The organism is Microbacterium sediminicola (genome assembly GCF_039531125.1).
Classification (GTDB): domain Bacteria; phylum Actinomycetota; class Actinomycetes; order Actinomycetales; family Microbacteriaceae; genus Microbacterium; species Microbacterium sediminicola.
In genome coordinates, this window is sequence record NZ_BAAAPL010000001.1 from 1,683,122 (window position 1) to 1,706,542 (window position 23,421).

Here is a 23,421-nt window from a genome sequence, read left to right on the forward strand (position 1 = left end):
TCCATCGTCGCCGGACAGCCGGGAAGAGTACGGTGAAGGGGCGCAGTTTTGCGGCTCCCCTCAAGGCTTCCCACAGGTTGCTCCCCTACGATCAACCCTATGCCTGAAACGAAACGAACGGCCGGCGGTGTGCTCGGCGGGCTGCTGGGGGTCGTCGGACTCAGCGCAGTCGCCGGAATCCTCGTCTCCGCCACCGTCACGCCGGCGATCGCGATCTCCGGGGCCGCCGCCTCCAGTGCGATCACGCTCTTCGACAATCTTCCCAGCGCGCTCGAAATCGACGAGCTGATGCTGCCGACGACCTTCTACTGGATGAACCCGGACACGGGCGAGTACGAGGTCATGACGCAGTTCTACGACCAGAACCGCGAGCCCGTCACCTTCGACGAGGTCGCTCCGGTCATGTACGACGCGATCCTCTCCAGCGAGGACAAGAACTTCTACTCGCACGGCGGCGTCGACCTGGTCGGCACCGCGCGCGCGATCCTCTACGGCGGCTCGCAGGGCGGTGGCTCATCCATCAGCCAGCAGTACGTCAAGAACATCCTCATTCAGCGCTGCGAAGCCGAGGTCGGCACCGGCGACACCGCCGACCTGACGCAGGAGGAGAAGGATGCTGCGAAGGCCGCCTGCTTCACCGATGCGACGGTTGCGTCCGGTGTCGAGGGCTACCAGCGCAAGCTGCAGGAGATGCGCTACGCGATCGCCCTTGAGCAGCAGTACTCGAAGGACGAGATCCTCATCGGGTACCTCAACATCGCCAACTTCGGCGGCCAGACCTACGGCATCGGTGCCGCCGCCAAGTACTACTTCGGCGTGGAAGCCTCTGAGCTGACCATCGGTCAGGCCGCCATCCTGGCCGGTATGGTGCAGACGCCGAACCTGTATCGCATCGATCTTCCCGACGGCTCGTGGACCGACGCCGACGGCAATCCTGTCAACAGCGCCGAAGACGGCTACTCGCTGACGAAGGAACGCCAGACGTACGTGCTGGGTCGTATGCTCGCGGACGGCAAGATCACGCAGGAAGAGTACGACACGGCCGTCGCAGAACCGATCACGCCGAACATCACGCAGGCCGACACGGGCTGCGGCGTCGTCCCCGGCAAGGCCGCGTACTTCTGCCAGTACGCCCGTGGCGTCATCGAGAACGACCCCGCCTTCGGCGAGACCACCGATGAGCGCAAGACGCTCCTCAAGCAGGGCGGCCTGAATGTCTACTTGACGATCGACCGCAACCTGCAGAGCGTCGCCGAGGCGGCGATGACCGAGAACGTCCCGACCTCGGTCGAGGGCTACACAAACGCCGACACCGGACGGTTGGGCGCTGCCACCGTCAGCATCGAGGCGAGTACCGGGCGCATCCTTGAGATCACCCAGAATACGAACTTCAGCGAGACGATCACGGACGATGCGAACTACTCATCGCTCGTGTACGCGGGGAATCAGCTCTACGGCAGCTCGAACGGCTTCGAGGCCGGGTCGACTTTCAAGGTGTTCACACTGCTCGAATGGTTGCAGGCGGGACACTCCGTCAACGAGGTGCTGAACGGCCGACTCCAGGTGTTCAAACGCATGACGAACACCTGTGTCGGCGACTGGGTCAACACCACGGACTACCTCATCAAGAACTTCGCGAACGATCCGGGCTACGTGGGAACGCCGATGCGGTTCACCGCCGACTCACTGAACTCGGGCTTCCTCGCGATGGCATCGCAGCTGGACCTGTGCAACATCCAGAACACCGCGACGAAGATGGGCGTGCGTCTCGGTAACGGCGAAGAGGTCGACGTCAACACGGCGTTCTCCGTGCTCGGCTCGGCCAACATCCCGCCGATCGACATCGCCGCCGCCTACGCCACGATCGCCAACAACGGCGTCTACTGCACCCCTCACGTGATCGACAGCATCACCGACAACAACGGTAACGAGGTGGCCCTCCCCGAGGCATCCTGCACGCAGGTACTCGAGCCCAACATCGCCGCCACCGCCGCCTACACGCTCCAGGGCGTGATGACGAACGGAAGTGGTACGGCATCGAACCCGTACGACGGCACTCCGCTGCTCGGCAAGACCGGTACACACGAGCTCAAGCAGACGTGGGTCGTGTCCTCGAGCACGGCGGTCGCCACCGCCGTGTGGGTGGGCAACTCGGAAGGCTACGCGGTCATCAACCAGTGGCCCTGGAGCTACCAGTACACAAGGCACTCGATCGCGAGGCCGATCCTCGCTGCCGCGAACCAGCTCTACCCCGGCGGCGCGTTCCCCTCACCGGATTCGAACCTGACGAAGACCGTGCTCTACGAGCTCCCGAACGTCGTGGGCATGTCCGTCGAGGAGGCGACCAGCACACTGGAGGATGCCGGATTCGCGGTCGTCGTGGGCGACGCCGTCACCTCGACCGAGGGCGCCGGTATCGTCGCGGAGCAGGACCCGGGAGCCGGTGATGTCGCGGGCGGCACGACCGTGACGATCCGCCCGAGCAACGGGCAGGGCGTGGCCGTCCCGTCAGTGAGCGGGTCTGTCGAGAACGCGCGATCGCAGCTGCAGAGCGCTGGCCTCAATGCCAGCGGCGGCACGTGTTCGAACCCGAACGCGACGGTCACCCTCAACGGCACCAGCCCCGGCGCGGGAACGGTCGTCGATCGTGGGACCACGGTGAACATCAACGTCACCTGCACGGTGCCGCAGCCGACGCCGACGCCGACGCCGTGACATCCCCCCTGGCGCGCACCGCCCTCACGACTCTCGGAGTCGTGGGGGCGGTCGGCGCTGCGACCGCCGTGTGGGGTATCGGCATCGAGCGCTACCTCTACACGGTGCGCCGCCACGAAGTCGCGATTCTGCCCGAGGGATCGTCACCGATCCGGGTGCTGCATCTGTCCGACATCCACATGGCACCGTGGCAGAAGCGCAAGCAGCGCTGGCTGGCGACTCTCGCCTCACTCGAGCCCGACCTGGTCGTCAACACGGGTGACAACCTGGGGCACGCCGAAGGACTGGCCGGGGTGCGCGCGGCGCTGGATCCACTCCGCGACGTGCCCGGGGTCTACGTGCACGGGTCCAACGACCATGACGCACCACACTTCCGCAATCCCTTCCAGTACTTCGCCGGGCCCTCCAAGAAGGTGGAAGACCGCGGCGCGCTGGATGTGCACGCGCTCGACTCCTACCTACAAAGCGACCTCGGGTGGCACGACCTGAACAACGCGGGAACCGTCTTCGATGCCGCAGGTGTGTCGATCGGTGCGTTCGGCGTCAGTGACGCGCACCGACACTGGGACAGGCTGGATGAGCTTCCCCCGGTCGTGGAGCGTATCGCCACCGCCTCCCCCGACGTGACGATCGGCGTCACCCATGCTCCGTACATCCGGGTGCTCGATGCGTTCACGGAGTTCGGCGCCGACATGATCTTCGGTGGGCATACGCACGGCGGTCAGGTACGGATGCCTGGATACGGCGCGCTCGTGGCCAACTGCGACATCCCCCTCGACCAGGCCCGTGGTTTGAGCATGTGGACTGCGGGTGGCCGAAGCGTGCCGCTGAACGTGAGCGCGGGCGTGGGTCACTCGATCTACGCCCCCGTGCGCTTCGCGTGCAGGCCCGAGATCTCACTGATCACCCTTCTCCCGCGAAGTGGCGTCGATTCGGGACACCGTCACTGATCGGGTAGACTCGGAGGGTTGCCACGGGGTGTGGCGCAGCTTGGTAGCGCGCGTCGTTCGGGACGACGAGGCCGCAGGTTCAAATCCTGTCACCCCGACCATGTATGAAGGATGGGCCGACCAGCAGGTCGGCCCATTGCCATATCCGTTGGAAGGACTCTCGTGAGCACGACTCCCCTGCTGGTGGCTTTCGACCTGGATGACACCCTCGCCCCCTCCAAGAGTGCGATCGATCCGCGGATCGGGGATCTGCTGGTCGCGCTCGCCGAACGCGTCGAGGTCGCGATCATCTCCGGCGGACAGCTCGCCCAGTTCACGAAGCAGGTTGTGGACCTCCTCCCGGCGAGCGCCACCGAGGTACTCGCCCACTTCCACCTGCTCCCCACCTGCGGCACCCAGTACTACCGCGTCGCCACCACGGGGATCGACACCGTCTACGCCCACGCCCTCACCGACGACGAGAAGTCGCGCGCGTTGACGGCCGTCGAGGAGGAGGCCAAGCGCCTCGGGCTCTGGGAGTCGGAGACCTGGGGCGACATCCTCGAGGACCGCGGCTCGCAGATCACGTTCTCGGCCCTCGGCCAGACCGCCCCGGTCGACGCGAAGATGGCCTGGGACCCCACGGGTGAGAAGAAGAACAGCCTGCGTGAAGCCGTCCAGGCCCGCGTCCCCGATCTCGAGGTGCGCTCCGGAGGATCGACCTCAGTCGACATCACCGCGCGCGGCATCGACAAGGCCTACGGCATGCGCCAGCTCGCCGAGCAGACCGGGATCTCACTGGATGACATGCTGTTCGTCGGCGACCGGCTCGACCCTGACGGCAACGACTACCCCGTCCTGGCCATGGGCGTGACCTGCCAGGCCGTCGAGGGCTGGGAGGACACGGCGGTGTATCTCGAGGCCCTGATCCCGACGTTGCCGGTCCGCTGATCCGCGACCGACCCGCACGACGCGGAAGGCCCGGGACGACCGCTCTCACGGACGCCCCGGGCCTTCACCCGTCGCTCAGGAGACGGCGACCGTCGCCCCCTGATCGACCGGCACCAGCCGGGTCAGCTGCGTCACGTGCTGCGGGGTGAGCTCCGCGAGCGTCGAGACACCGAGCAGGCGCATCGTGCGCTCGATCTCCGTGCGCAGGATCGAAATCGTGCGGTCGACGCCCTCGCGACCGCCGGCCATCAGCCCATACAGGTAGGCGCGGCCGATGAGGGTGAATTTCGCCCCGAGAGCGATCGACGCGACGATGTCTGCGCCGTTCATGATCCCGGTGTCGACCATGATCGTCGCATCCGCGCCGACCTCACGCACGACCTTCGGCAGCAGACGGAAGGGGATCGGCGCACGGTCGAGCTGACGGCCACCGTGGTTGGAGAGCACGATCCCGTCGACGCCGAGGTCGACGAGCTTCGCGGCATCCTCGACGGTCTGCACGCCCTTGATGACGATCTTCCCCGGCCACAGATCGCGGATGACGGCGAGGTCCTCGTAGCTGATGGTCGGATCCATCGCGGCATCCAGCAATTCACCCACCGTGCCGCCCGTGGTCGACAGCGAAGCGAACTCAAGCTTCGGAGTGGTCAGGAAGTCATACCACCACCACGGGCGCGGGATCGCATTGAGCACGGTGCCGAGGGTCAGCTGGGGCGGGATGGAGAAGCCGTTGCGCTTGTCACGCAGGCGCGCCCCGGCCACAGGGGTGTCGACGGTGAACATGAGTGTGTCGAATCCCGCGTCGGCCGCGCGGCGCGCAAGTCCGTACGAGATGTCCCGGTCGCGCATCACGTAGAGCTGGAACCAATTGCGACCATCGGGGTTTGCGGCCTTCACGTCCTCGATGGAGGTCGTCCCGAGGGTGGACAGCGTGAACGGGATGCCGGCGGCGCCCGCGGCAGAAGCTCCGGCGATCTCTCCCTCGGTCTGCATCAGGCGCGTGAAGCCTGTCGGCGCGATGCCGAAAGGTAGGGCGCTGGGGCCGCCGAGGATCGTGGTGGAGGTGTCGAGGTCGGGGGCGGGCGTCAGGATTCCGGGGTGGAACTCGATGTCTTCGAAGGCGCGGCGCGCACGATCGAGCGAAAACTCGCCTTCCGCCGCACCGTCCGTGTAGTCGAAGGCGGCTTTCGGGGTGCGCCGCTTGGCGACAGCGCGCAGGTCGTTGATCGTGAGGGCCGCATCGAGACGGCGCTTCTTGCCGTTCAACTCGGGCATCTTGAACTGCATCAGCTCGAAGAGCTCGGCGGGGTTGGGCAGCTGACGGCGGACCATCGGCATCCTTTCTTCGGGTGGGATCTGCGCAGCAGACGGGTCAGGAGCGGGCGGTGGATACCGAGGCGAAGTAGCCGAGGATGTGGTCGGCGATCAGGTGGCGCGCGGCGTCGGCATGACCGAGCTCGATGGCCGATACGACCTCGCGATGCTCGTGACGCAGGCGCGCTGAGGCCTCCGCCCAGTCCGGAATGCGCTCGGTGCCGCTGACCACGTATCCCTCGATGGCGTCGCGCAACCCCGCCATCATCGCGGTCATGACCCCGTTGTCGCAGGCCTCCGCCAGCGCTAGGTGGAGCTGCGCGTCCAGAGCGACGAACTCCTCGACCGACAGCGCCGCGGCATCCATGATCTCCAGCAGGCGATGGACTTCCGCCAGGTCGCGGGTATCGGCCTGGGCAAGGGTCTCGACAACCGCCGACTCCAACGCGACTCGGGTGCGCACGACGTCCTCGATCTCGAAGCTCTGCGCGGCGACCTGCAGTCGCAACAGCGCCGAGAGTCCTCCGGTCGGGGTGCCGATGATGATCGCTCCGGCCTTCGGTCCGGAGCCGGTTGCGGTGCGGATGAGCCCCATGACCTCCAGCACGCGCAGCGCTTCGCGCACACTCGACCGACCGACGCCGAGTGTCGTGGCAAGCTCCCTCTCAGGCGGCAGCCGATCACCGGGCTGCAGTGTTCCGTCCAGGAGGTCCCCTTCGATCCTGTCCAGCACGACGCGCCACGCCCTTGCGGTTGTCTCGGTCACAGACACTCCGTTTCGTCCCCACCAGGATACCCTGTGGTCTGACCACGAGCCAAAACCGCCGCCGTACCTCCCGCGCCCTCTACGCTGAGCCCATGGACCCACTGATCGTCGTCTTGGGCATCGCCGCCGCCGTCTCGCTGTTCTGCTGGATCGCCTCGTTGGTCACGACGGACACCTCCTGGGTGGACCGACTGTGGTCTGTCGTTCCCGCCGTCTACGTGTGGGTGTTCGCGATCGCCGCGCTCGTCGACGGCGAGGACGCCGCACGACTCGTGCTCGTAGCGATCCTCGTGACGCTCTGGGCAGCGCGCCTGACGTTCAACTTCGCACGCAAGGGCGGCTACTCCGGCATGGAGGACTACCGCTGGGCGATCCTCCGCTCGAAGATGACGCCCGTGCAGTTCCAGCTGTTCAACATCTTCTTCATCGTGCTGTACCAGAACGCGCTCCTCGTCCTCATCACGCTGCCCGCACTCATCGCCTGGCAGAACCCCGTCGCGCTGACCGGATTCGACATCGCCTTCGGGCTCCTCTTCCTTGGGGCACTGGTCGGCGAGTTCGTCGCCGACCAACAGCAATGGAACTTCCACACGGCCAAGGAGGCCGCGGGCGGAAGGCTGGCACCGGGGTTCGCCACGACGGGACTGTGGCGCTACAGCCGCCACCCGAACTTCTTCTTCGAGCAGACGCAGTGGTGGGTGGTCTACGCGTTCGGCGCGACCGCGGCGGTCGCCGCCGGTGCGGGCCTGTGGGGCGGCATCCTGAACTGGACGATCATCGGCGCGGCGCTGCTGACCGTGCTCTTCATCGGATCGACCGTGTTCACCGAGTCGATCTCCGCAGCCAAGTACCCCGCATACGCCGAGTACCAGCGCACCACATCGATGCTGATCCCCTTTCCCCCGCGCAGTCCGCAACCATCCACCGAACCCACAGCTTGATTGCGAACCCACACCTTCGTTGCGCGATCAACGTGTGGGTTCGCAACGAACGTGTGGGTTCGGCGAAGCGGGGACGGATGCCGTCAGCGACCGTCGATACGGCCGCCGGATTCGCGGAGGTAGCACTCCGCGCACATCGACTCGTAGGTGACGCGGTCGGTGGACAGCTCATCGATTGCGACCTGATCACCGTCGAACACGAACCTGCCGCCCACGAGGCGCGCGTTGAAGATCGCCTTCCGGCCGCACCGGCAGATGGTCTTGAGTTCCTCGAGCGAGTGGGCGAGCTCCAGTAGGCGGCGCGAACCCGGGAAGGCCTCGGTGCGGAAGTCGGTGCGGATGCCGTAAGCGAGCACCGGGACACCGTCGAGCACGACGATCCGCAGCAGGTCATCGACCTGCTCGGGGGTGAGGAACTGCGCCTCGTCGATCATGAGGCAGGCGACGTCCACGTGCGAGGGATCGGCCTCGGGCACCAGCGCCTCGGCCCCCCGACGGATCACCCGAGCGCGGTGCTCGGCGAAGACGGCGCGCATGTTCTCGCCCGGCGCGATGAGGAAGTCCACCGGGCGGGTGACCCCGAGCCGACTCGAGATGTGATCGGCTTCCTTCGTGTCGATCGCGGGCTTGGCGAGCACCACGTGCTGGCCGCGCTCCTCGTAGTTGTATGCCGCCTGCAGCAGCGCCGTCGACTTTCCGGAGTTCATCGCTCCGTAGCGGAAGTAGAGCTTGGCCACGCCCGTCAGGCCTTGAGCGCGAGAGCCTCGGCGGTGCGGGCCAGCGTAGATGCCGCCGCCTCGGGGTGAGGGTTCAGCGCCGTGCCGTAGCTCGGGATGAGCTCGCGCAGCTGCGGCTCCCACTCCGCGATGCGATCCGGGAAGCAGGACTTCAACAGGTTGAGCATGATCGCGACGGCCGTCGACGCCCCGGGCGAGGCGCCGAGAAGGCCCGCGATCGAGCCATCCGCCGAGGAGACGACCTCGGTGCCGAACTGCAGCACACCGCCCTTGTCGGGGTCCTTCTTCATGACCTGCGCGCGCTGGCCGGCGTTCAGCAGCTCCCAGTCGGCGGATTCGGCGGTCGGCATGAACTCGCGCAGGCTCGCGACCTTGCGGTCCTTGTTCTTCAGCAGCTCCCGCACGAGGTAGGAGATGAGGCTCGGGTTGTCGATGGCGACCTTGAGCATCGGCCAGAGGTTACCCGGCCGCACCTGCGCGACGATGTCGGTGATCTTGCCCTGCTTGAGGAACTTGGGACTGAAGGTCGCGAACGGACCGAACAGCAGCGAGGTCTCGCCGTCGACGACGCGGGTGTCCAGGTGCGGCACCGACATCGGCGGAGCGCCGACGGACGCCTGCGAGTACACCTTGGCGCGGTGCTGCGCGACGAGCTCGGGGTTGGATGTCTTCAGCCACTGCCCACCGATGGGAAAGACGCCGTAGCCCTTGATCTCGGGGATTCCGGAGCGCTGCAGCAGCTTGATGGCCCAGCCGCCGGCGCCGACGAACACGAAGCGCGCGCGCGTGCGGCCGGGGGTGCGGCCGATGCGGTTGCGGTATTTCACAAGCCAGGTGCCATCCTTCTGGCGCGTGAGGTTGGTGACCTCGCGGTTGCGGATGACGTGCGCGCCGGACTGTTCGAGCTTGTCGAACATCTGGCGCGAGAGCGCACCGAAATCGACATCCGTTCCGGCCGGCACGCGCGTGGCCGCGAAGGGCTCATCGCTCTTGAGTCGTTTTTGCATGAGCAGCGGCGCCCACTGGTTGATGACCCGAGAGTCGGTGGAGAACTCAATGCCGTCGAACAGGGGCTGCTGACGCAGCGACTCGTAGCGGCGCTTGAGGTAGGCGACGTCCTTCTCTCCGCGCACGAACGTCATGTGCGGGGTGGAGTTGATGAAGGTCGACGGCTCATCGAGGATGCCGCGCTCGACGAGCGAGGACCACAGTTGCCGACTCAGCTGGAACTGTTCGTTGATGCCGACCGCACGCGCGGGGTCGACGCTGCCGTCCTTGGCCGCGGGCATGTAGTTGAGCTCGCACAGCGCCGCGTGCCCGGTTCCCGCGTTGTTCCATGCGTTCGAACTCTCCAGCGCGACGTCGTCGAGTCGCTCATAGACTTCGATCTTCCAGTCCGGCTGGAGCTGAGACAGGAGGGTTCCGAGGGTGGCGCTCATGACGCCTCCCCCGATCAGGACGACATCGACCGGTTCACTCACCCGTCAATTCTAGAGTCGCGCCGCCGCGCGCCCCGAATCGACCGTCAGGCGGCGGGGGTCGACAGGCGCGAGGCGACGAGCTCGGCGATCTGCACCGCGTTGAGTGCCGCTCCCTTGCGCAGGTTGTCGTTGCTGATGAACAGCACGAGACCCTTGCCCTCGGGTGCCGACTGGTCGGCGCGGATGCGGCCCACATAGCTCGGGTCGGAGCCGGCCGCCTGGAGAGGCGTGGGAACTTCCTGCACCGTCACGCCCGGGGCGTCCGCGAGGATCTCGTACGCACGCTCGGGTGTGAGCTCACGCGAGAACTCGGCGTTGATGCTCAACGAGTGTCCGGTGAAGACCGGAACCCGCACGCACGTTCCGGCGACACGGAGGTCGGGCAGTTCGAGGATCTTGCGACTCTCGTTGCGCAGCTTCTTCTCTTCGTCGGTCTCGTTCAGGCCGTCCTCGACGAGGTTTCCGGCGAAGGGGATGACATCGAAGGCGATGGGCGCGACGTACTTCTGCGGCGCCGGGAAGTCCACGACCGATCCGTCGTGGACCAGGCCGATCGCATCGCCCTGCGCGACGGCGGCCTCGACCTGACCGAGCAGTTCCTGCGCGCCGGCCAGGCCAGAACCCGAGACGGCCTGGTAGGTCGAGACGATCAAACGCTCGAGGCCGGCCTCGGCATCCAGGACCTTCAGCACCGGCATGGCGGCCATCGTCGTGCAGTTGGGGTTGGCGATGATGCCCTTGACCGCCTCGTCGATGGCGTGGGGGTTCACCTCGCTGACCACGAGCGGCACCTCGGGGTCCATGCGCCAGGCGCTGGAGTTGTCGATCACTGTCGCGCCGGCCGCGGCGAAGCGCGGCGCGTGGGCGCGGCTGCCGGTGGCGCCGGCGGAGAAGAGGGCGATGTCGATACCCGCGGGGTCAGCGGTGGCGACATCCTCGACCACGATCTCGTGGCCGGCGTACTCGATCGTGGACCCCGCCGAGCGCGCGGTCGCGAACAGGCGCAGCTCGCCGATCGGGAAGTCGCGCTCGGCGAGAATCTCACGCATGACCTTGCCCACCTGGCCGGTCGCGCCGACAACGGCGACGGAGAGTCCTGAGTCAGAGATACGGGTCATGAGGAATCCTTGCTGAGAAGCGTTCGCGAAGATGTTACCGGCCGGTGCCGGCGTAGACGGTGGCCTCGGATTCGCCGTCGAGACCGTAGGCGCCGTGGACGACGCGTGCCGCCTCTGCGATGTCGGCATCGCGCAGCACGACGGAGATCCGGATCTCGGAGGTCGAGATCATCTCGATGTTGATTCCGGCGACGCTGAGCGCCTCGAAGAGGGTCGCTGAAACGCCGGAGTGGGTGCGCATCCCGGCACCGACGACCGAGAGCTTGCCGACCTGGTCATCGTGCACGAGGCTCGCGAAGCCGACCTCCTGCTGCTCCGCGGCCAGCGCCTTGAGCGCAGCGGCGGCATCGGTCTTGGGGAGCGTGAACGAGATATCGGTGCGGCCGGTCGCGGCCGCCGACACGTTCTGCACGATCATGTCGACGTTTGCGCCCGACTTGGCGACGATCTTGAAGATCTCCGCGGCCTTGCCCGGCACATCCGGGACGCCGATGATCGTGATCTTCGCCTGACTGAGGTCGGTCGCGACCCCCGCGACGATCGGCTCTTCCATGTGCTCTCCTTCCGGAGCATCCGGGCGGGTCTGACCCTGCCCGAGGACGTAGGTTCCCACGCCTGAACTGAACGTGGACCGCGCGTGGATCAGCACCCCGTGGCGCCGAGCGTATTCCACCGCACGGATATAGAGGACCTTGGCGCCGTTGGCGGCGAGCTCGAGCATCTCCTCGCTCGAGACGGTGTCGAGCTTGCGTGCTCGGGGGACGACGCGGGGGTCGGCGGTGAAGATGCCGTCCACATCGCTGTAGATTTCGCAGACGTCGGCATTCAGCGCGGCGGCGAGCGCCACCGCCGTGGTGTCGGATCCGCCGCGACCGAGGGTGGTGATGTCACGGGTGTCGCGGTTGAAACCCTGGAAGCCGGCCACGATGACGATCGCACCCTCATCCAGCGCTTCGCGGAGGCGCACGGGCGTGACATCCACGATGCGGGCGGCGCCGTGCGTGGCATCCGTGATCATTCCGGCCTGGCTACCGGTGAACGAGCGCGCCTCGAAGCCCATCGACGAGATCGCCATCGCCAGCAGCGCCATCGAGATGCGCTCACCGCTGGACAACAGCATGTCCAGCTCACGCGGAGCGGGAATGGGCGCGACCTGGGCGGCGAGGTCGAGCAGCTCGTCGGTGGTGTCGCCCATCGCGCTGACCGCGACGACGACATCGTGCCCGGCGCGACGAGCATCGACGATCCGCTTGGCGACGCGCTTGATACTCTCCGCGTCGGCCACCGACGATCCGCCGTACTTCTGAACGATCAGCGCCACGTGCTACTCCCGAGATGAAGGGCTCGGATGCCGAACCCAACGGCCCATTCTACGGATGTCGCCATGTCGGGTCCGCCATGTGTCACCGACGTGCGCCCCGTAGGCTGAGACCACCCCGAGAGACCCCCTGGAGTGGACCGCGCCATGTCGGACGAGCATCGCCCGCGAACAGGCTTCATCCGCAGGCTGTTCCGGCTGCCCACCGATGCGCAGCCCGCGACCGAAGCCCTCCCCGTCGTCGACGACGCCATGGCGGTGCGCGTCCTCGACCTGGCGGTACGCATCGGCGAGACGATGCTCACGACCGGCGCCACCGCTTCCGAAGTGACCTCGGCGATCACCCGCGCGGCGAGCGCCTACCGGCTCGAGCCGGTCCATATCGATATCACCTACAACTCGATCACCGTGGCCTATCACCGCAGCGGCGATGACCGGCCGATCACCATCTTGCGGATCGTCCACCGATCCGCCCACGACCACGAGAAGCTCCTTCTCCTGCAGGCACTTCTCGCCGACATCGAGTCGGGGCTCGACATCCAGGAGGCGCGGGGGCGCCTGCGCGGCATCCGCCGGGCGCCGTTCCGCTACCGGGCGATCACCGTCATCGGGGCGCAGTCCGTTCTCGCCGTCGGTGTCGCGGTGATGTTCGGCGGCAATCCCGTCATCACGGTCCTCGCCTTCCTCGCCGCAGGACTCGCTGCGCTCACCAGGTTCGGTCTGGCCCGTGCGCGCGTCCCGTACTTCTACAGCCAGGTCACCGCTGCCGCCGTGATCACGATCTTCGCCTCGCTCACGCCGGTCCTGGCGGACTGGGGCCTTCCCGGGGCGGCGGACGCGCGCCCCTCGGTGATCGTCGCGTCCGGTATCGTCCTCATGCTCGCAGGGCTCACAGTGGTCGGTGCCGCGCAGGATGCCATCGACGGGTTCGCTCTGACCGCGACCGGACGCATCCTGGAGCTCACCACCCAAACCCTCGGGGTCGTGCTCGGCATCCTGGCGGGGCTGCAGGTCGCACGAATGGCGGGGCTCACCGTAGACCCGCCGACGGAAGCCATTCCGCTCGGCGCCGTGCCGCTGCAGTTCCTCGGCGCAGCCCTCATCGCACTGTCGGTTGCCGTCATCAACGGCTCGGGCATGCGGATCATCGCGGTCAGCGTGGCGCTCAGCGTCGTCGCGTGGAGTGGCTACCTGCTGGCCTCGACGCTTCACATCGGAGCGGCCCCTGCAAGCGGGATCGGCGCATTCGTCGGCAGCTTCGTCGGCATCCTGCTCGCTCGCCGGCTGCATGTTCCTTCGGTCGCGATCACCGCGGCCGCGATCCTCCCGATGGTGCCGGGCGTGACGGTTTTCCGTGGGCTCCTGGGAATCGTCGAGGCGGGGGAAAGCACCGGAGCGCTCCTGGACGGGTTCGCGACACTCGTCGCCGCGGGGTTGGTCGGTGTGAGCCTGGCCGTCGGCGCATCCCTCGGCATCTCGCTGGGTCAGCCCACGCGCACGAGGCTGACCGAGATCATCGCCTGGCGCACACGCGACTGACGTCGACTCAGACGGCGCGGCGCCCTTCGAAAGCCCGCCCGAGCGTGACCTCATCGGCATACTCGAGGTCTCCCCCGACCGGCAGACCGGATGCCAGTCGCGTGACCGAGATCTGCAGCGTCGTCAGCAGCCGGCTGAGGTAGGTCGCGGTCGCCTCGCCCTCAAGGTTCGGGTTGGTCGCCAGAATGACCTCCTGCACGGTCCCATCGGCGAGCCGCTGCATGAGTTCGGCGATGCGCAGGTCGTCGGGCCCGACGCCTCCGATCGGACTTATCGCGCCCCCGAGCACGTGGTAGAGCCCCCGGAACTCGCGCGTGCGCTCGATGGCGGCGACATCCTTGGCGTCTTCGACGACGCAGATGAGGGTCTGGTTGCGACGCGGGTCACGGCAGACGGCACACCGATCCTGCTCCGAGACGTTTCCGCACACCTCGCAGAACCGCACGCGCTCGCGTACCTCGGTGAGCATCTGCGCCAGTCGGGACACGTCGAAGGACGGCGTCTGGAGGATGTGGAAAGCGATGCGCTGCGCCGACTTCGGGCCGATGCCGGGAAGCCGGCCGAACTCATCGATCAGTTCCTGGACGATGCCGTCGTACATCAGCCGAACCTCGTCGGTGCGGAGTGGGGCTCTTCGCGGACGAAGCGTGCGCCGAGCACCTGTCTCACGACGGCCTCACCATAGCGCTGCTGCCCGGAGGCGGCTCGCGCGATCGGGCGGGCGACGACCGGTGCGTCGACCTGCACCTCGGCGAATTCGACCTCGGGATCGTCACTCTCGGAGCCGGACTCTGCTCCGCCGGTCACGATCACATCGCCTTCGCGAGCGTCTGGTGCGCCACGATCCGCTGGACGCGACTCGGCTTCTTCTGGCTCGTCGTCGACGGCGAGCGCCGTCTCGAATGGTGCGACCGCGTCCGCGGGGATCGGGGCCACGGCCCACTCCGTCACAGCGGCCACCTGTGCGCGCGGCGCCACTCCCGCGTCGATCGCCCGACCGCCACCCGCGGAAGCGGGCACAGACGAGGCGGGGGGCGCGGCGGGCGGAGGGGTCGGACCAGCGGCGCGCGAGGGAGTCGAGGGGAGGCTCTCACCCGCGTCCGACACCGATCGCGCGGCCGGCGGTACGTCACCGCCCGGCCCAGAGCCGGCCGTGTCGGAACCGCCGCCCGGCCCGCCATCGCCGCCGTCATGCCGGGCGATGTACTTCACCCGGATACCGAGCACGCTCTTGATGGCGGTGCGCAGGTCTTCACTCGGGCCCGCTCCGGCCAAGAGCTGCTTGAACTTGGCGACATCGGCCGCGCGAGCAAATGTCAGCGTGAGCACCTGGTCGGCGAAGTCCGCGACCGTCGCCCCCGAGACCAGCAGCCAGGACGTCCGACTGATCCCCTCGAGGCGCGCCATGACCGCCTCCCAGGAATCCCGCACGACGGCCAGGGTGATCGGGCCCGACGGAACAGTCGGCTCGGGCGCGACCGGCTCCGGCGCAGGCACCGGGACACCGGACCGCTCGACCGGCGACGGTGCGGCGGGTGCAGGCCCGCTCGCCGGGGACCCGACGCTCGTGCCGGCCACGTTCGGGGAAGGCGCCACGCCGCGGGCCAACACTCGTGCGCACATGAGCTCCAGCTGGAGTCGAGGCGAGGTCGCCCCGGTCATCTCATCGAGCGCGGCGACGACGATGTCGGCGGTCTGCGACAGCCGCAGCACCCCGAATCTTTCGGCCTGCTCGGCCATGCGCGCCAGCTCCTCGGCCGAGACACCGCGCAGGACAGCGCCCGCAGATGAACCGGTCGCACCGACGACGATGAGATCACGGAGGCGCTCCAACAGATCGTCGACGAAGCGGCGCGGATCCTGTCCCGTCTGGACCACACGGTCAACCGCGGCGAACACCGCGCCGGGGTCGGCATCGGCAAGGGCGGTCACGATCTCGTCGAGCAGCTCGGCGTGGGTGTAGCCGAGCAGCGCGACGGCACGCTCATAACCGACCGTGCCTTCCGATCCCGCGATCAGCTGATCCAGCAGCGAGAGCGTGTCGCGCGGCGACCCGCCGCCGGCGCGTACGACCAGGGGCAGGACGCCCGGCTCCACCGACACGCCCTCCGACTGGCAGAGTGCCTCGACGTACTCGAGCATCGCCGCAGGCGGTACGAGGCGGAACGGATAGTGATGGGTGCGGGAGCGGATCGTCCCGATGACCTTCTCGGGCTCCGTCGTCGCAAAGATGAATTTGACGTGATCGGGGGGTTCTTCGACGAGCTTGAGGAGCGCGTTGAATCCGCCCGCTGTGACCATGTGTGCCTCATCGATGATGAAGATCTTGAAGCGGTCTCGGGCGGGCGCGAACACGGCGCGCTCGCGCAGGTCACGGGCATCGTCGACACCGCCGTGACTCGCCGCGTCGATTTCGACCACGTCGAGGGACCCTCCGCCGCCGCGCCCCAATTCGACGCAGCTCTCGCAGGTGCCACAGGGCGTATCGGTGGGACCCTCGGCACAGTTGAGGCAGCGGGCGAGGATGCGGGCCGAGGTCGTCTTTCCGCATCCGCGAGGGCCGGAGAACAGGTACGCATGCCCGACGCGATCACCGCGCAGCGCTGTCATGAGCGGCTCGGTCACCTGCGTCTGCCCGATCATCTCACCGAACGCCTCGGGGCGGTAGCGGCGGTAGAGGGCGGTGGTCACTCCCCCAGCCTAGGGCGTGGTCACGACATCACGTCAGTGTGCGAAGCGGGTCCGCCGTCGACGTCGAGGATATCGGCCGCCGTCACGATCGGAATCGACGTGGTGGCCACCGGAACGGACGCCGACAGCACCGAACCGTCGTCGCGCTGCACGTCCGCGAACTTGCGGATCGAGGGCCTACCGGGAATGACCGGCCCCTGGTCGGGGAGCGGAACGATGATCTCCCGACCGGGCTCCACGACGTACGATGCTCCGCGCACCGAGAAGGAGACCGGCTTGCCCTCACCGGCAGTCACACGCATGCGATCACGGGTGAGCGTGACCGCAAGTCGCGTGCCGTGCCAATGGAGTGTGTAGGACAGTTCCGGCCAATCCGCGGGCAGGCGCGGGTCGAAGGTCAGTTCGCCGAAGTGGTCGCGCATACCGCCGAACCCGCACACCAGCGCCGTCCAGACTCCTCCCGCAGACGCCACGTGCACGCCGTCAGAGGCATTGTGGTGCAGATCGCCGATGTCGACGAAGATCGCCTCGAGGAAATACTCCAGCGCCAGCTCCTGATAGCCGACCTCGGCCGCGAGGATCGACTGCACGACCGCCGACAGGGTCGAGTCACCCGTGGTCAGCGGATCGTAGTACTCGAAATCGGCGAGCTTCTCCTCGGCGGAGAAGTGGTTGCCCTGCAGGAAAAGTGCGAGCACGACATCCGCCTGCTTGAGCACCTGGTAGCGGTAGATCACCAAGGGGTGGAAGTTCAGCAGCAGTGGGCGCTGCTCCCGTGGAGTGTTCTCGAGGTCCCACACTTCCTTCTCGAGGAACACGACATCCTGCGGATGGATGCCGAACGCATCACTGAAGGGGATCAGCATCGCCTCGGCGGCCTTCTCCCAGGCTTCGACCTCGTGATCGCCGAGCCCCAGCCGATCCACCATCTGACGGTAAGCCTCGGGTTGGTCGGTTTCCATGTCGCGCAGCGTGTGCGCCGCGAAGCGCAGATTGAAGCGAGCCATGACGTTGGTGAACAGGTTGTCGTTGACGACCGTGGTGTACTCGTCGGGCCCCGTCACGCCGTGGATGTGGAATGTGCGGTCGACCTCGTCCTCCGCTTCGCGCCAGAATCCGAGACTGGTCCACATGCGCGCGGTCTCGACGGCCATGTCGACACCCTCCCGGTAGAGGAAGTCGGTGTCGCCGGTCGCGCGGACGTACTTGGCCAGCGCAAAAGAGATGTCGGCATTGATGTGGTACTGCGCCGTGCCGGCGGCGTAGTAGGCAGAGGCTTCCTCGCCATTGATCGTGCGCCAGGGGAACAGTGCTCCGGCCTCGTTCAGCTGACGCGCCCGGCGACGCGCCGCCGGCAGCATCAGGTATCGCATGCGCAAGGCGTTCCGCGCCCATTGCGGCGTCGTATACGCGAGGAACGGAAGGACATAGACCTCGGTGTCCCAGAAGTAGTGGCCCGAGTAACCCGAGCCCGACACGCCCTTTGCGGGAACGCCAAGCCCGTCGGCACGCGCCGCGGCCTGCGCAAGCTGGAACAGGCACCAGCGCGCCGCCTGCTGCAGTTCGTCCTGCCCGCCGATGCGGACGTCCGAGCGGTCCCAGAACTCGTCGAACCACTCGCGCTGACGCCGGAAGAAGGTGTCGACACCTTCGGCCTTGGCGCGATCGAGCGTCCGGCGGCAGCGATCGACGAGCTCACGCGCGGGCACCCCCCGCGAGGTGTGATAGGCCGCGAGCTTGGTGACGGTGACGGGGACCCCCGCCTTCGCCTGGACGCGGAACACGTTCTTGGCGATGTCGGCCTCAATGAGATGACGCGGCGTGTACACGTTCTCGGTCTCGACCAGGTGGTCCGCAGCGACCGCGACCGTCATTCCCGACGATGTCGTCCGGTAGGCCAACGCCGACCGCGTGCCTTCCTGCCAGAACTCCTCAGGGTTGAGCACCCGGTCGCGCAGGCGTTCGACCTTGCGAGGGTCGAAACCGGCCTTCTTGGGCGCTGTCGGCGTGCCGCCGTAGACATCCTCGCCGTCCTGGCGGTTGATGATCTGGCAGCTGATCGTGACGGGGGCGTCGGCGTTGAGCACGGTGACCGTCTGACGCATCACGGCGAGGTGCTTCTCCTCGAACGAGACCAGCCGCTCATCCTCGATGAGAACCTCCTTGCCGGAGGGCGTCACCCACAGGATGCGGCGGCGCAGCACGCCTTCACGCATGTCGAGTTCGCGTCGGTACTCACGCACGTCGGCGATGTCGAGCGACAGCGGTTCGTCGTCGACGTAGACGCGCATGATCTTGGCATCCGGCGCATTGATGATCGTCTGCCCGACCTCGGCGAAACCGTACGCCTGCTCGGCGTGCTGGATCGGGAAGATCTCGTGGAAGCCGTTGATGAATGTGCCGTGCTCGTGGGCGTGACGCCCCTCGGGGTTGTTCCCGCGCAACCCCAGGTAGCCGTTGCCGACGGCGAAGAGCGTTTCGGAGACGCCCACTTCGTCGTGCGAGTAGCTCGTCTCGACGAGCCGCCAGGGATCGACGGGGAAGCGGTCGCGATCGATCATCGTCACTCCTCCCCGTCTCCGGCACCGGCCACGAACTCGGCGAGGTCCGACACGACGATGTGTGCCCCGGCCTCGGTCAGCACATCCGCGCCGACGCCCCGGTCGACGCCGACGACGAGACCGAACCCACCCGATGCCGCGGAACGCACGCCGCTCAGGGCATCCTCGACGGCGGCGCTTGTGACCGGGTCGACGCCCATCATCTTCGCGGCCTCGACGAAAACGTCGGGCGCAGGCTTGGATGCCAGGTGATCGCGCTCGGCGATGACGCCGTCCATGATGACGGGGAATCGATCGATGATGCCGGCCGCGGTGAGCACCTCGCGCGCGTTCTTCGAGCTCGAGACCACGGCCACGGGGGTTCCCGCCGCCGCCAGCTGGTCGAGCAGCGCGAGCGATCCCGGGTAGGGGGCGATGCCCTCACTGCGCAGCACGCGCTCGAAGACAGCGTTCTTGCGATTGCCGATTCCGCACACCGTGTCGAGCTCGGGCCCGTCGCCCGGCTCGCCCCACGGCACCTCGACATCGCGGCTCCACAACAGGCTCGCGACGCCGTCGTAGCGCTTCTTGCCGTCGAGATGCTCGAAGTAGTCACGCTCGGTGTACTCCGGGCTGATCCCCCACGCCGCGAACAGCTCGTCGAACATCTCGTGCCACGCATGCATGTGCACCTCGGCGGTCGGAGTCAAGACCCCGTCGAGATCGAAGAGCACGGCGTCGTACCGTGTCAGATCAGGCAGTGCGTCGAACGTCAACGAAACCTCCCGGCGGAGACGGTCACCGACGGAGACGACCGCGCGGCGTGGTGCCAGCGTAGTGCCAGCGTGAGTCGATCCGGTTTCGGCGCGACGCTATCAGCCGAGGGCGACGCCGAGTGTTTGCCGTGCGATCTCCAGCTCTTCATCCGTCGGCACCACCAGAACGGTCACCGCGGAGGCATCCGACGATATCCGGCGGATGCCGCGCTCGCGCGCCTCGTTGCGCTCGGGATCGATCTCCACACCCGCGAAGGCAAGTGTGTCGACCGTCGCCGCACGTACCAGAGGCGAGTTCTCCCCCACGCCCGCGGTGAAGCAGATCACATCGGCGCCACCGAGCTGAGCCAGATACGCGCCGGCGTAGGCGCGCAGCCGGTGGATGTACACCTCGAACGCGAGGGTGGCGTCGGGATCACCGTCCTCGCGGCGCCGCTCGATGTCGCGCATGTCCGAGACCCCCGCGAGGCCCAACAATCCGGATTTCTTGTTCAGGAGCACATCCAGGTCGTTGATCGACATGTGGGCGCGGCGGGCGAGCTGGAACAGCACAGCGGGGTCGATGTCACCCGAACGCGTGCCCATCACCAGACCCTCCAGCGGCGTGAGCCCCATCGAGGTGTCGACCGATCGGCCGCCGTCGATGGCGGTCACCGACGCCCCGTTTCCGAGGTGGAAGACGACCTGACGCAGATCATCCAGCGGGCGCCCGAGGAAGGCGGCCGCGGCCTCGCTGACGAACTTGTGCGAGGTGCCATGGAAGCCGTACCGACGGATCCGGTGCTCGGCGGCCAGCTGCGCATCGATCGCATAGGTGTAGGCCGCGGGGCTGAGGGTCTGGTGGAACGCGGTGTCGAAAACGGCGACATGGGGGATGTCGGCGAAGGCCGCCTGGGCCGCGCGGATGCCCTGCACCGCACCGGGGTTGTGCAACGGCGCGAGCACCGAAAGGTCCTCGATGTTGATCAGGACGAGGGGGGTGACGAGCGTCGGCTCGAAGAAACGGGCACCGCCGTGGACCACGCGGTGCCCGACGGCCACCGGCGCGTGTTCCTCGAGTGACGGGCCGTCTTCGGCGAAGGCATCCAGCATGACCTGGAATCCGGCGGTGTGATCCGGGATCGGCAGATCCCGCTCGAAGGTCGCGTCCACCAGAGCCGGAGCGGCCTCCCCCGGCACCGGCGAGGCCACCTTCACGGTGTGTCGCGCATGACCGACCTCCTCGCCGATGCGCTCGACCAGCCCGGAGGCCAGCACCGCCTCGGTGTCGAGTTCGATCAGCTGGTACTTGAACGAGGAGGACCCGCTGTTGACGACAAGGACGACGCTCATGCGGATGCCTCTCCCGGAGTGCTCTCAGGGGCCTGCGCCTGAATAGCGGTGATGGCGATGGTGTTGACGATGTCATCGACCAGCGCGCCGCGCGACAGGTCGTTGATGGGCTTGTTCAGACCCTGAAGGACCGGTCCGACCGCCACGGCTCCGGCCGAGCGCTGCACGGCCTTGTAGGTGTTGTTGCCCGTGTTCAGGTCGGGGAAGACGAACACCGTGGCACGCCCCGCGACGGCAGAGCCCGGCATCTTCGCTGCGGCTACAGCCGCATCGGCGGCGGCGTCGTACTGGATGGGTCCCTCGACCGCGAGCCCCGGGGCACGCTCGCGGACGATCGCCGTGGCGGCGCGCACCTTCTCCACATCGGCGCCGGCGCCCGACTCCCCCGTCGAGTACGAGAGCATCGCGACACGCGGATCGATGCCGAACTGGGAGGCCGTCGCAGCCGAGGAGATCGCGATGTCGGCGAGCTGCTCCACAGTCGGATCGGGGATCACCGCGCAGTCACCGTAGACCAGTACCCGGTCGGCGAGCGCCATGAGGAACACGCTCGAGACGACCGAGACACCGGGCTTGGTCTTGATGATCTCGAACGCGGGCCGGATCGTGTGGGCCGTGGTGTGCGCAGCGCCGGACACCATGCCGTCGGCCAGACCGAGGTGGACCATGAGCGTGCCGAAGTACGACACGTCCGTCACGGCATCCGCGGCCTGCCCGAGGGTCATGCCCTTGTGCGCGCGGATCTTCGCATACTCCTCGGCGAAGGGCTGCACGTACGTCGGATCGAAGGGGCTGATGATCTGGGCCCCGCCGATGTCGACGCCCAGCTCCGCCGCGCGGGTGCGGATCTCGGTCTCATCCCCGAGGATCGTGAGCTCGGCGATGCCGCGGGCCAGCACGGTGGCCGCGGCACGGATCACCCGGTCGTCACTTCCCTCCGGGAGCACGATGCGGCGCTTGTCGGCGCGCGAACGCTCGACCAGGCCATACTCGAACATGAGCGGCGTCACGACCGTGGATCGGGCAAGTCCCAGCGAATGGGTCAGGGCCGCCACATCCACGTGCTTCTCGAACATCGACAGAGCGGTGTCGTAGCGCCGCTGGGATGCTGCGGCATACCGCCCGCGCGTGTTGATGATCTTGACTGCGGTCTCGAACGTGCCGTCGTCGTTCGCGATGATCGGCAGGTTCGAGCTGAGGCCGTCGATGAGCCGGTCGACTTGGTCGGGCAGCGGGAATGGACCGTTCAGCACGATTCCCGAGACCGCGGGGAACGTTCCCGACGCGTGAGCCAGCAGGGTCGCCAGCAGCACATCGGTGCGGTCGGCGGGGACGACCACGATCGCGCTCTCGGACAGGCGCGGAAGCACATTGACCATCGACATCCCCGCGATCACGACGCCCAGGACCTCGCGGGACAGCAGCGCCTCATCGCCCTTGACGAGGGTGGCGTCGAGGGCGGCCATGACCTCTCGCATCGTCGGCGCCACCAGGAAGGTGTCCTCGGGGATCGCCCACACCGCGACCTCGCCGTCCGATGCGGCGTGTTCGGGCTCACGGAACCGGTGGATCGTCTCGTCGACGGACGCGATGATCTCTGTCGTGTGGTCAGGGTCCGCGCGGTTGACCACGACGGCGAGAAGGCCGGCACGGCCGTGCGCGAGCTCCGCCAGCGCGAGCGCGGCGATCTGCCCCACTTCCTGCGGCGTGCGCGCCGGCGAGGAGCCGAGCTTCTCGGCCTGGCCGTCCCGACCGTTGAGCACGAGCAGGACCGGGGCGCCGAGGTTCGCCGCAATGCGCGCGTTGTATCCGAGCTCAGCGGGGGATCCGACATCCGTGTAGTCGCTGCCGAGGATGACGACGGCATCGCACTGCGCCTCGACCGCCTTGTACCGCTCGACGATCTTGGCGAGCGCCGCGTCAGCGTCACTGCGCACCTCGTCATAGGTCACGCCGATGCACTCGTCGTACGCCAGGTCGACGCCGTCGTGCGCCAGCAGCATCTCCAGGACATAGTCGGGTTCGTCGGTGGAGCGGGCGATGGCGCGGAACACCCCCACGCGGGGAGTCGCATGGCTGAGCGCATCCAGCACGCCCAGAGCGATCGTCGACTTGCCGGAATGGCCTTCTGCGGATGTGAGGAAGATGCTCTGCGCCACTCGCCCAGCCTACGGCGCTCCGCAGGTCAGGCGCAGGGACCAAGGCCCGGAGATATCCGGCGCTCACGCTCCGGACCGCTCGCGGCACTGCGGCGGGTCGCACGGAGTCACGTG

At 67.5% G+C, this 23,421-nt stretch carries 17 protein-coding genes and 1 tRNA gene; 6 read left to right on the top strand and 12 right to left on the bottom strand.

The window, feature by feature from the left end; all coding sequences use genetic code 11:
• The first annotated feature begins 99 nt into the window (after nucleotides 1-99).
• From ABD206_RS07950 to ABD206_RS07965, 4 genes are all read left to right on the top strand, one after another.
• Nucleotides 100-2,715: a transglycosylase domain-containing protein gene (locus ABD206_RS07950; protein WP_344071146.1), complete on the top strand. Its 2,616-nt coding sequence runs from the start codon at nucleotides 100-102 to the stop codon at nucleotides 2,713-2,715.
• Nucleotides 2,712-3,665, top strand: a complete 954-nt coding sequence (locus ABD206_RS07955) for a metallophosphoesterase (RefSeq protein WP_344071148.1) — start codon at nucleotides 2,712-2,714, stop codon at nucleotides 3,663-3,665. The genes ABD206_RS07950 and ABD206_RS07955 overlap by 4 nt, the downstream gene beginning before the upstream one ends.
• A 24-nt stretch (nucleotides 3,666-3,689) precedes the next feature.
• Nucleotides 3,690-3,766: transfer RNA gene (locus tag ABD206_RS07960), tRNA-Pro, on the top strand.
• A gap of 10 nt (nucleotides 3,767-3,776) precedes the next feature.
• A complete protein-coding gene (locus tag ABD206_RS07965; RefSeq protein ID WP_344071150.1) occupies nucleotides 3,777-4,595 on the top strand; it encodes an HAD-IIB family hydrolase in 819 nt (272 codons plus the stop codon).
• Nucleotides 4,596-4,670: 75 nt separating this feature from the next.
• Here ABD206_RS07965 and ABD206_RS07970 read toward each other — a convergent pair whose 3' ends face one another.
• Together ABD206_RS07970 and ABD206_RS07975 are read right to left on the bottom strand one after the other, a co-directional pair.
• Nucleotides 4,671-5,927, bottom strand: coding sequence for an alpha-hydroxy acid oxidase (locus ABD206_RS07970; protein WP_344071152.1), 1,257 nt, complete (start codon nucleotides 5,925-5,927; stop codon nucleotides 4,671-4,673).
• Nucleotides 5,928-5,967: 40 nt separating this feature from the next.
• The gene (locus ABD206_RS07975) at nucleotides 5,968-6,675 is read right to left on the bottom strand and encodes a FadR/GntR family transcriptional regulator (protein ID WP_344071154.1); all 708 of its coding nucleotides are present in this window, start codon (nucleotides 6,673-6,675) and stop codon (nucleotides 5,968-5,970) included.
• A 92-nt stretch (nucleotides 6,676-6,767) separates the two neighbouring features.
• Between ABD206_RS07975 and ABD206_RS07980 the strand changes: the two genes are divergently transcribed.
• Complete coding sequence (locus tag ABD206_RS07980) at nucleotides 6,768-7,616, top strand: DUF1295 domain-containing protein (RefSeq protein ID WP_344071156.1); 849 nt, start codon at nucleotides 6,768-6,770, stop codon at nucleotides 7,614-7,616.
• 83 nt (nucleotides 7,617-7,699) lie between these two features.
• Here the strand turns inward: ABD206_RS07980 and ABD206_RS07985 are convergent, their stop codons facing one another.
• Genes ABD206_RS07985 through ABD206_RS08000 form a run of 4 tightly spaced genes read right to left on the bottom strand, consistent with a single transcriptional unit; the run spans nucleotide 7,700 to nucleotide 12,273 of the window.
• On the bottom strand, nucleotides 7,700-8,353 hold the full coding sequence (locus tag ABD206_RS07985; protein ID WP_344071158.1) for a thymidine kinase: 654 nt from the start codon (nucleotides 8,351-8,353) through the stop codon (nucleotides 7,700-7,702).
• A 5-nt stretch (nucleotides 8,354-8,358) separates the two neighbouring features.
• Nucleotides 8,359-9,834, bottom strand: a complete 1,476-nt coding sequence (locus ABD206_RS07990) for a malate:quinone oxidoreductase (protein ID WP_344071160.1) — start codon at nucleotides 9,832-9,834, stop codon at nucleotides 8,359-8,361.
• A gap of 44 nt (nucleotides 9,835-9,878) precedes the next feature.
• Nucleotides 9,879-10,952: an aspartate-semialdehyde dehydrogenase gene (locus ABD206_RS07995; RefSeq protein WP_344071162.1), complete on the bottom strand. Its 1,074-nt coding sequence runs from the start codon at nucleotides 10,950-10,952 to the stop codon at nucleotides 9,879-9,881.
• A 34-nt stretch (nucleotides 10,953-10,986) separates the two neighbouring features.
• Nucleotides 10,987-12,273 (bottom strand): aspartate kinase, encoded by a 1,287-nt coding sequence (locus ABD206_RS08000; protein WP_344071164.1) that lies wholly within the window; start codon nucleotides 12,271-12,273, stop codon nucleotides 10,987-10,989.
• A 144-nt stretch (nucleotides 12,274-12,417) separates the two neighbouring features.
• Between ABD206_RS08000 and ABD206_RS08005 the strand changes: the two genes are divergently transcribed.
• A complete protein-coding gene (locus ABD206_RS08005) occupies nucleotides 12,418-13,809 on the top strand; it encodes a threonine/serine exporter family protein (RefSeq protein WP_344071166.1) in 1,392 nt (463 codons plus the stop codon).
• A 7-nt stretch (nucleotides 13,810-13,816) separates the two neighbouring features.
• On the opposite strand, the gene recR is transcribed toward ABD206_RS08005, so the two are convergent.
• From recR to pta, 6 genes are all read right to left on the bottom strand, one after another.
• The gene (gene recR, locus ABD206_RS08010; protein WP_344071168.1) at nucleotides 13,817-14,410 is read right to left on the bottom strand and encodes a recombination mediator RecR; all 594 of its coding nucleotides are present in this window, start codon (nucleotides 14,408-14,410) and stop codon (nucleotides 13,817-13,819) included.
• A complete protein-coding gene (locus tag ABD206_RS08015) occupies nucleotides 14,410-16,500 on the bottom strand; it encodes a DNA polymerase III subunit gamma and tau (protein WP_344071171.1) in 2,091 nt (696 codons plus the stop codon). Before ABD206_RS08015 ends, recR begins: the two co-directional genes overlap by 1 nt.
• 20 nt (nucleotides 16,501-16,520) lie before the next feature.
• A complete protein-coding gene (locus tag ABD206_RS08020; RefSeq protein WP_344071174.1) occupies nucleotides 16,521-19,061 on the bottom strand; it encodes a glycoside hydrolase family 65 protein in 2,541 nt (846 codons plus the stop codon).
• Nucleotides 19,062-19,063: 2 nt separating this feature from the next.
• Nucleotides 19,064-19,816, bottom strand: coding sequence for an HAD family hydrolase (locus tag ABD206_RS08025; protein ID WP_344071176.1), 753 nt, complete (start codon nucleotides 19,814-19,816; stop codon nucleotides 19,064-19,066).
• 99 nt (nucleotides 19,817-19,915) lie between these two features.
• Nucleotides 19,916-21,148: an acetate/propionate family kinase gene (locus ABD206_RS08030; RefSeq protein ID WP_344071178.1), complete on the bottom strand. Its 1,233-nt coding sequence runs from the start codon at nucleotides 21,146-21,148 to the stop codon at nucleotides 19,916-19,918.
• Nucleotides 21,145-23,307, bottom strand: coding sequence for a phosphate acetyltransferase (gene pta, locus ABD206_RS08035; RefSeq protein ID WP_344071180.1), 2,163 nt, complete (start codon nucleotides 23,305-23,307; stop codon nucleotides 21,145-21,147). Before pta ends, ABD206_RS08030 begins: the two co-directional genes overlap by 4 nt.
• Nucleotides 23,308-23,421: the final 114 nt, after the last annotated feature.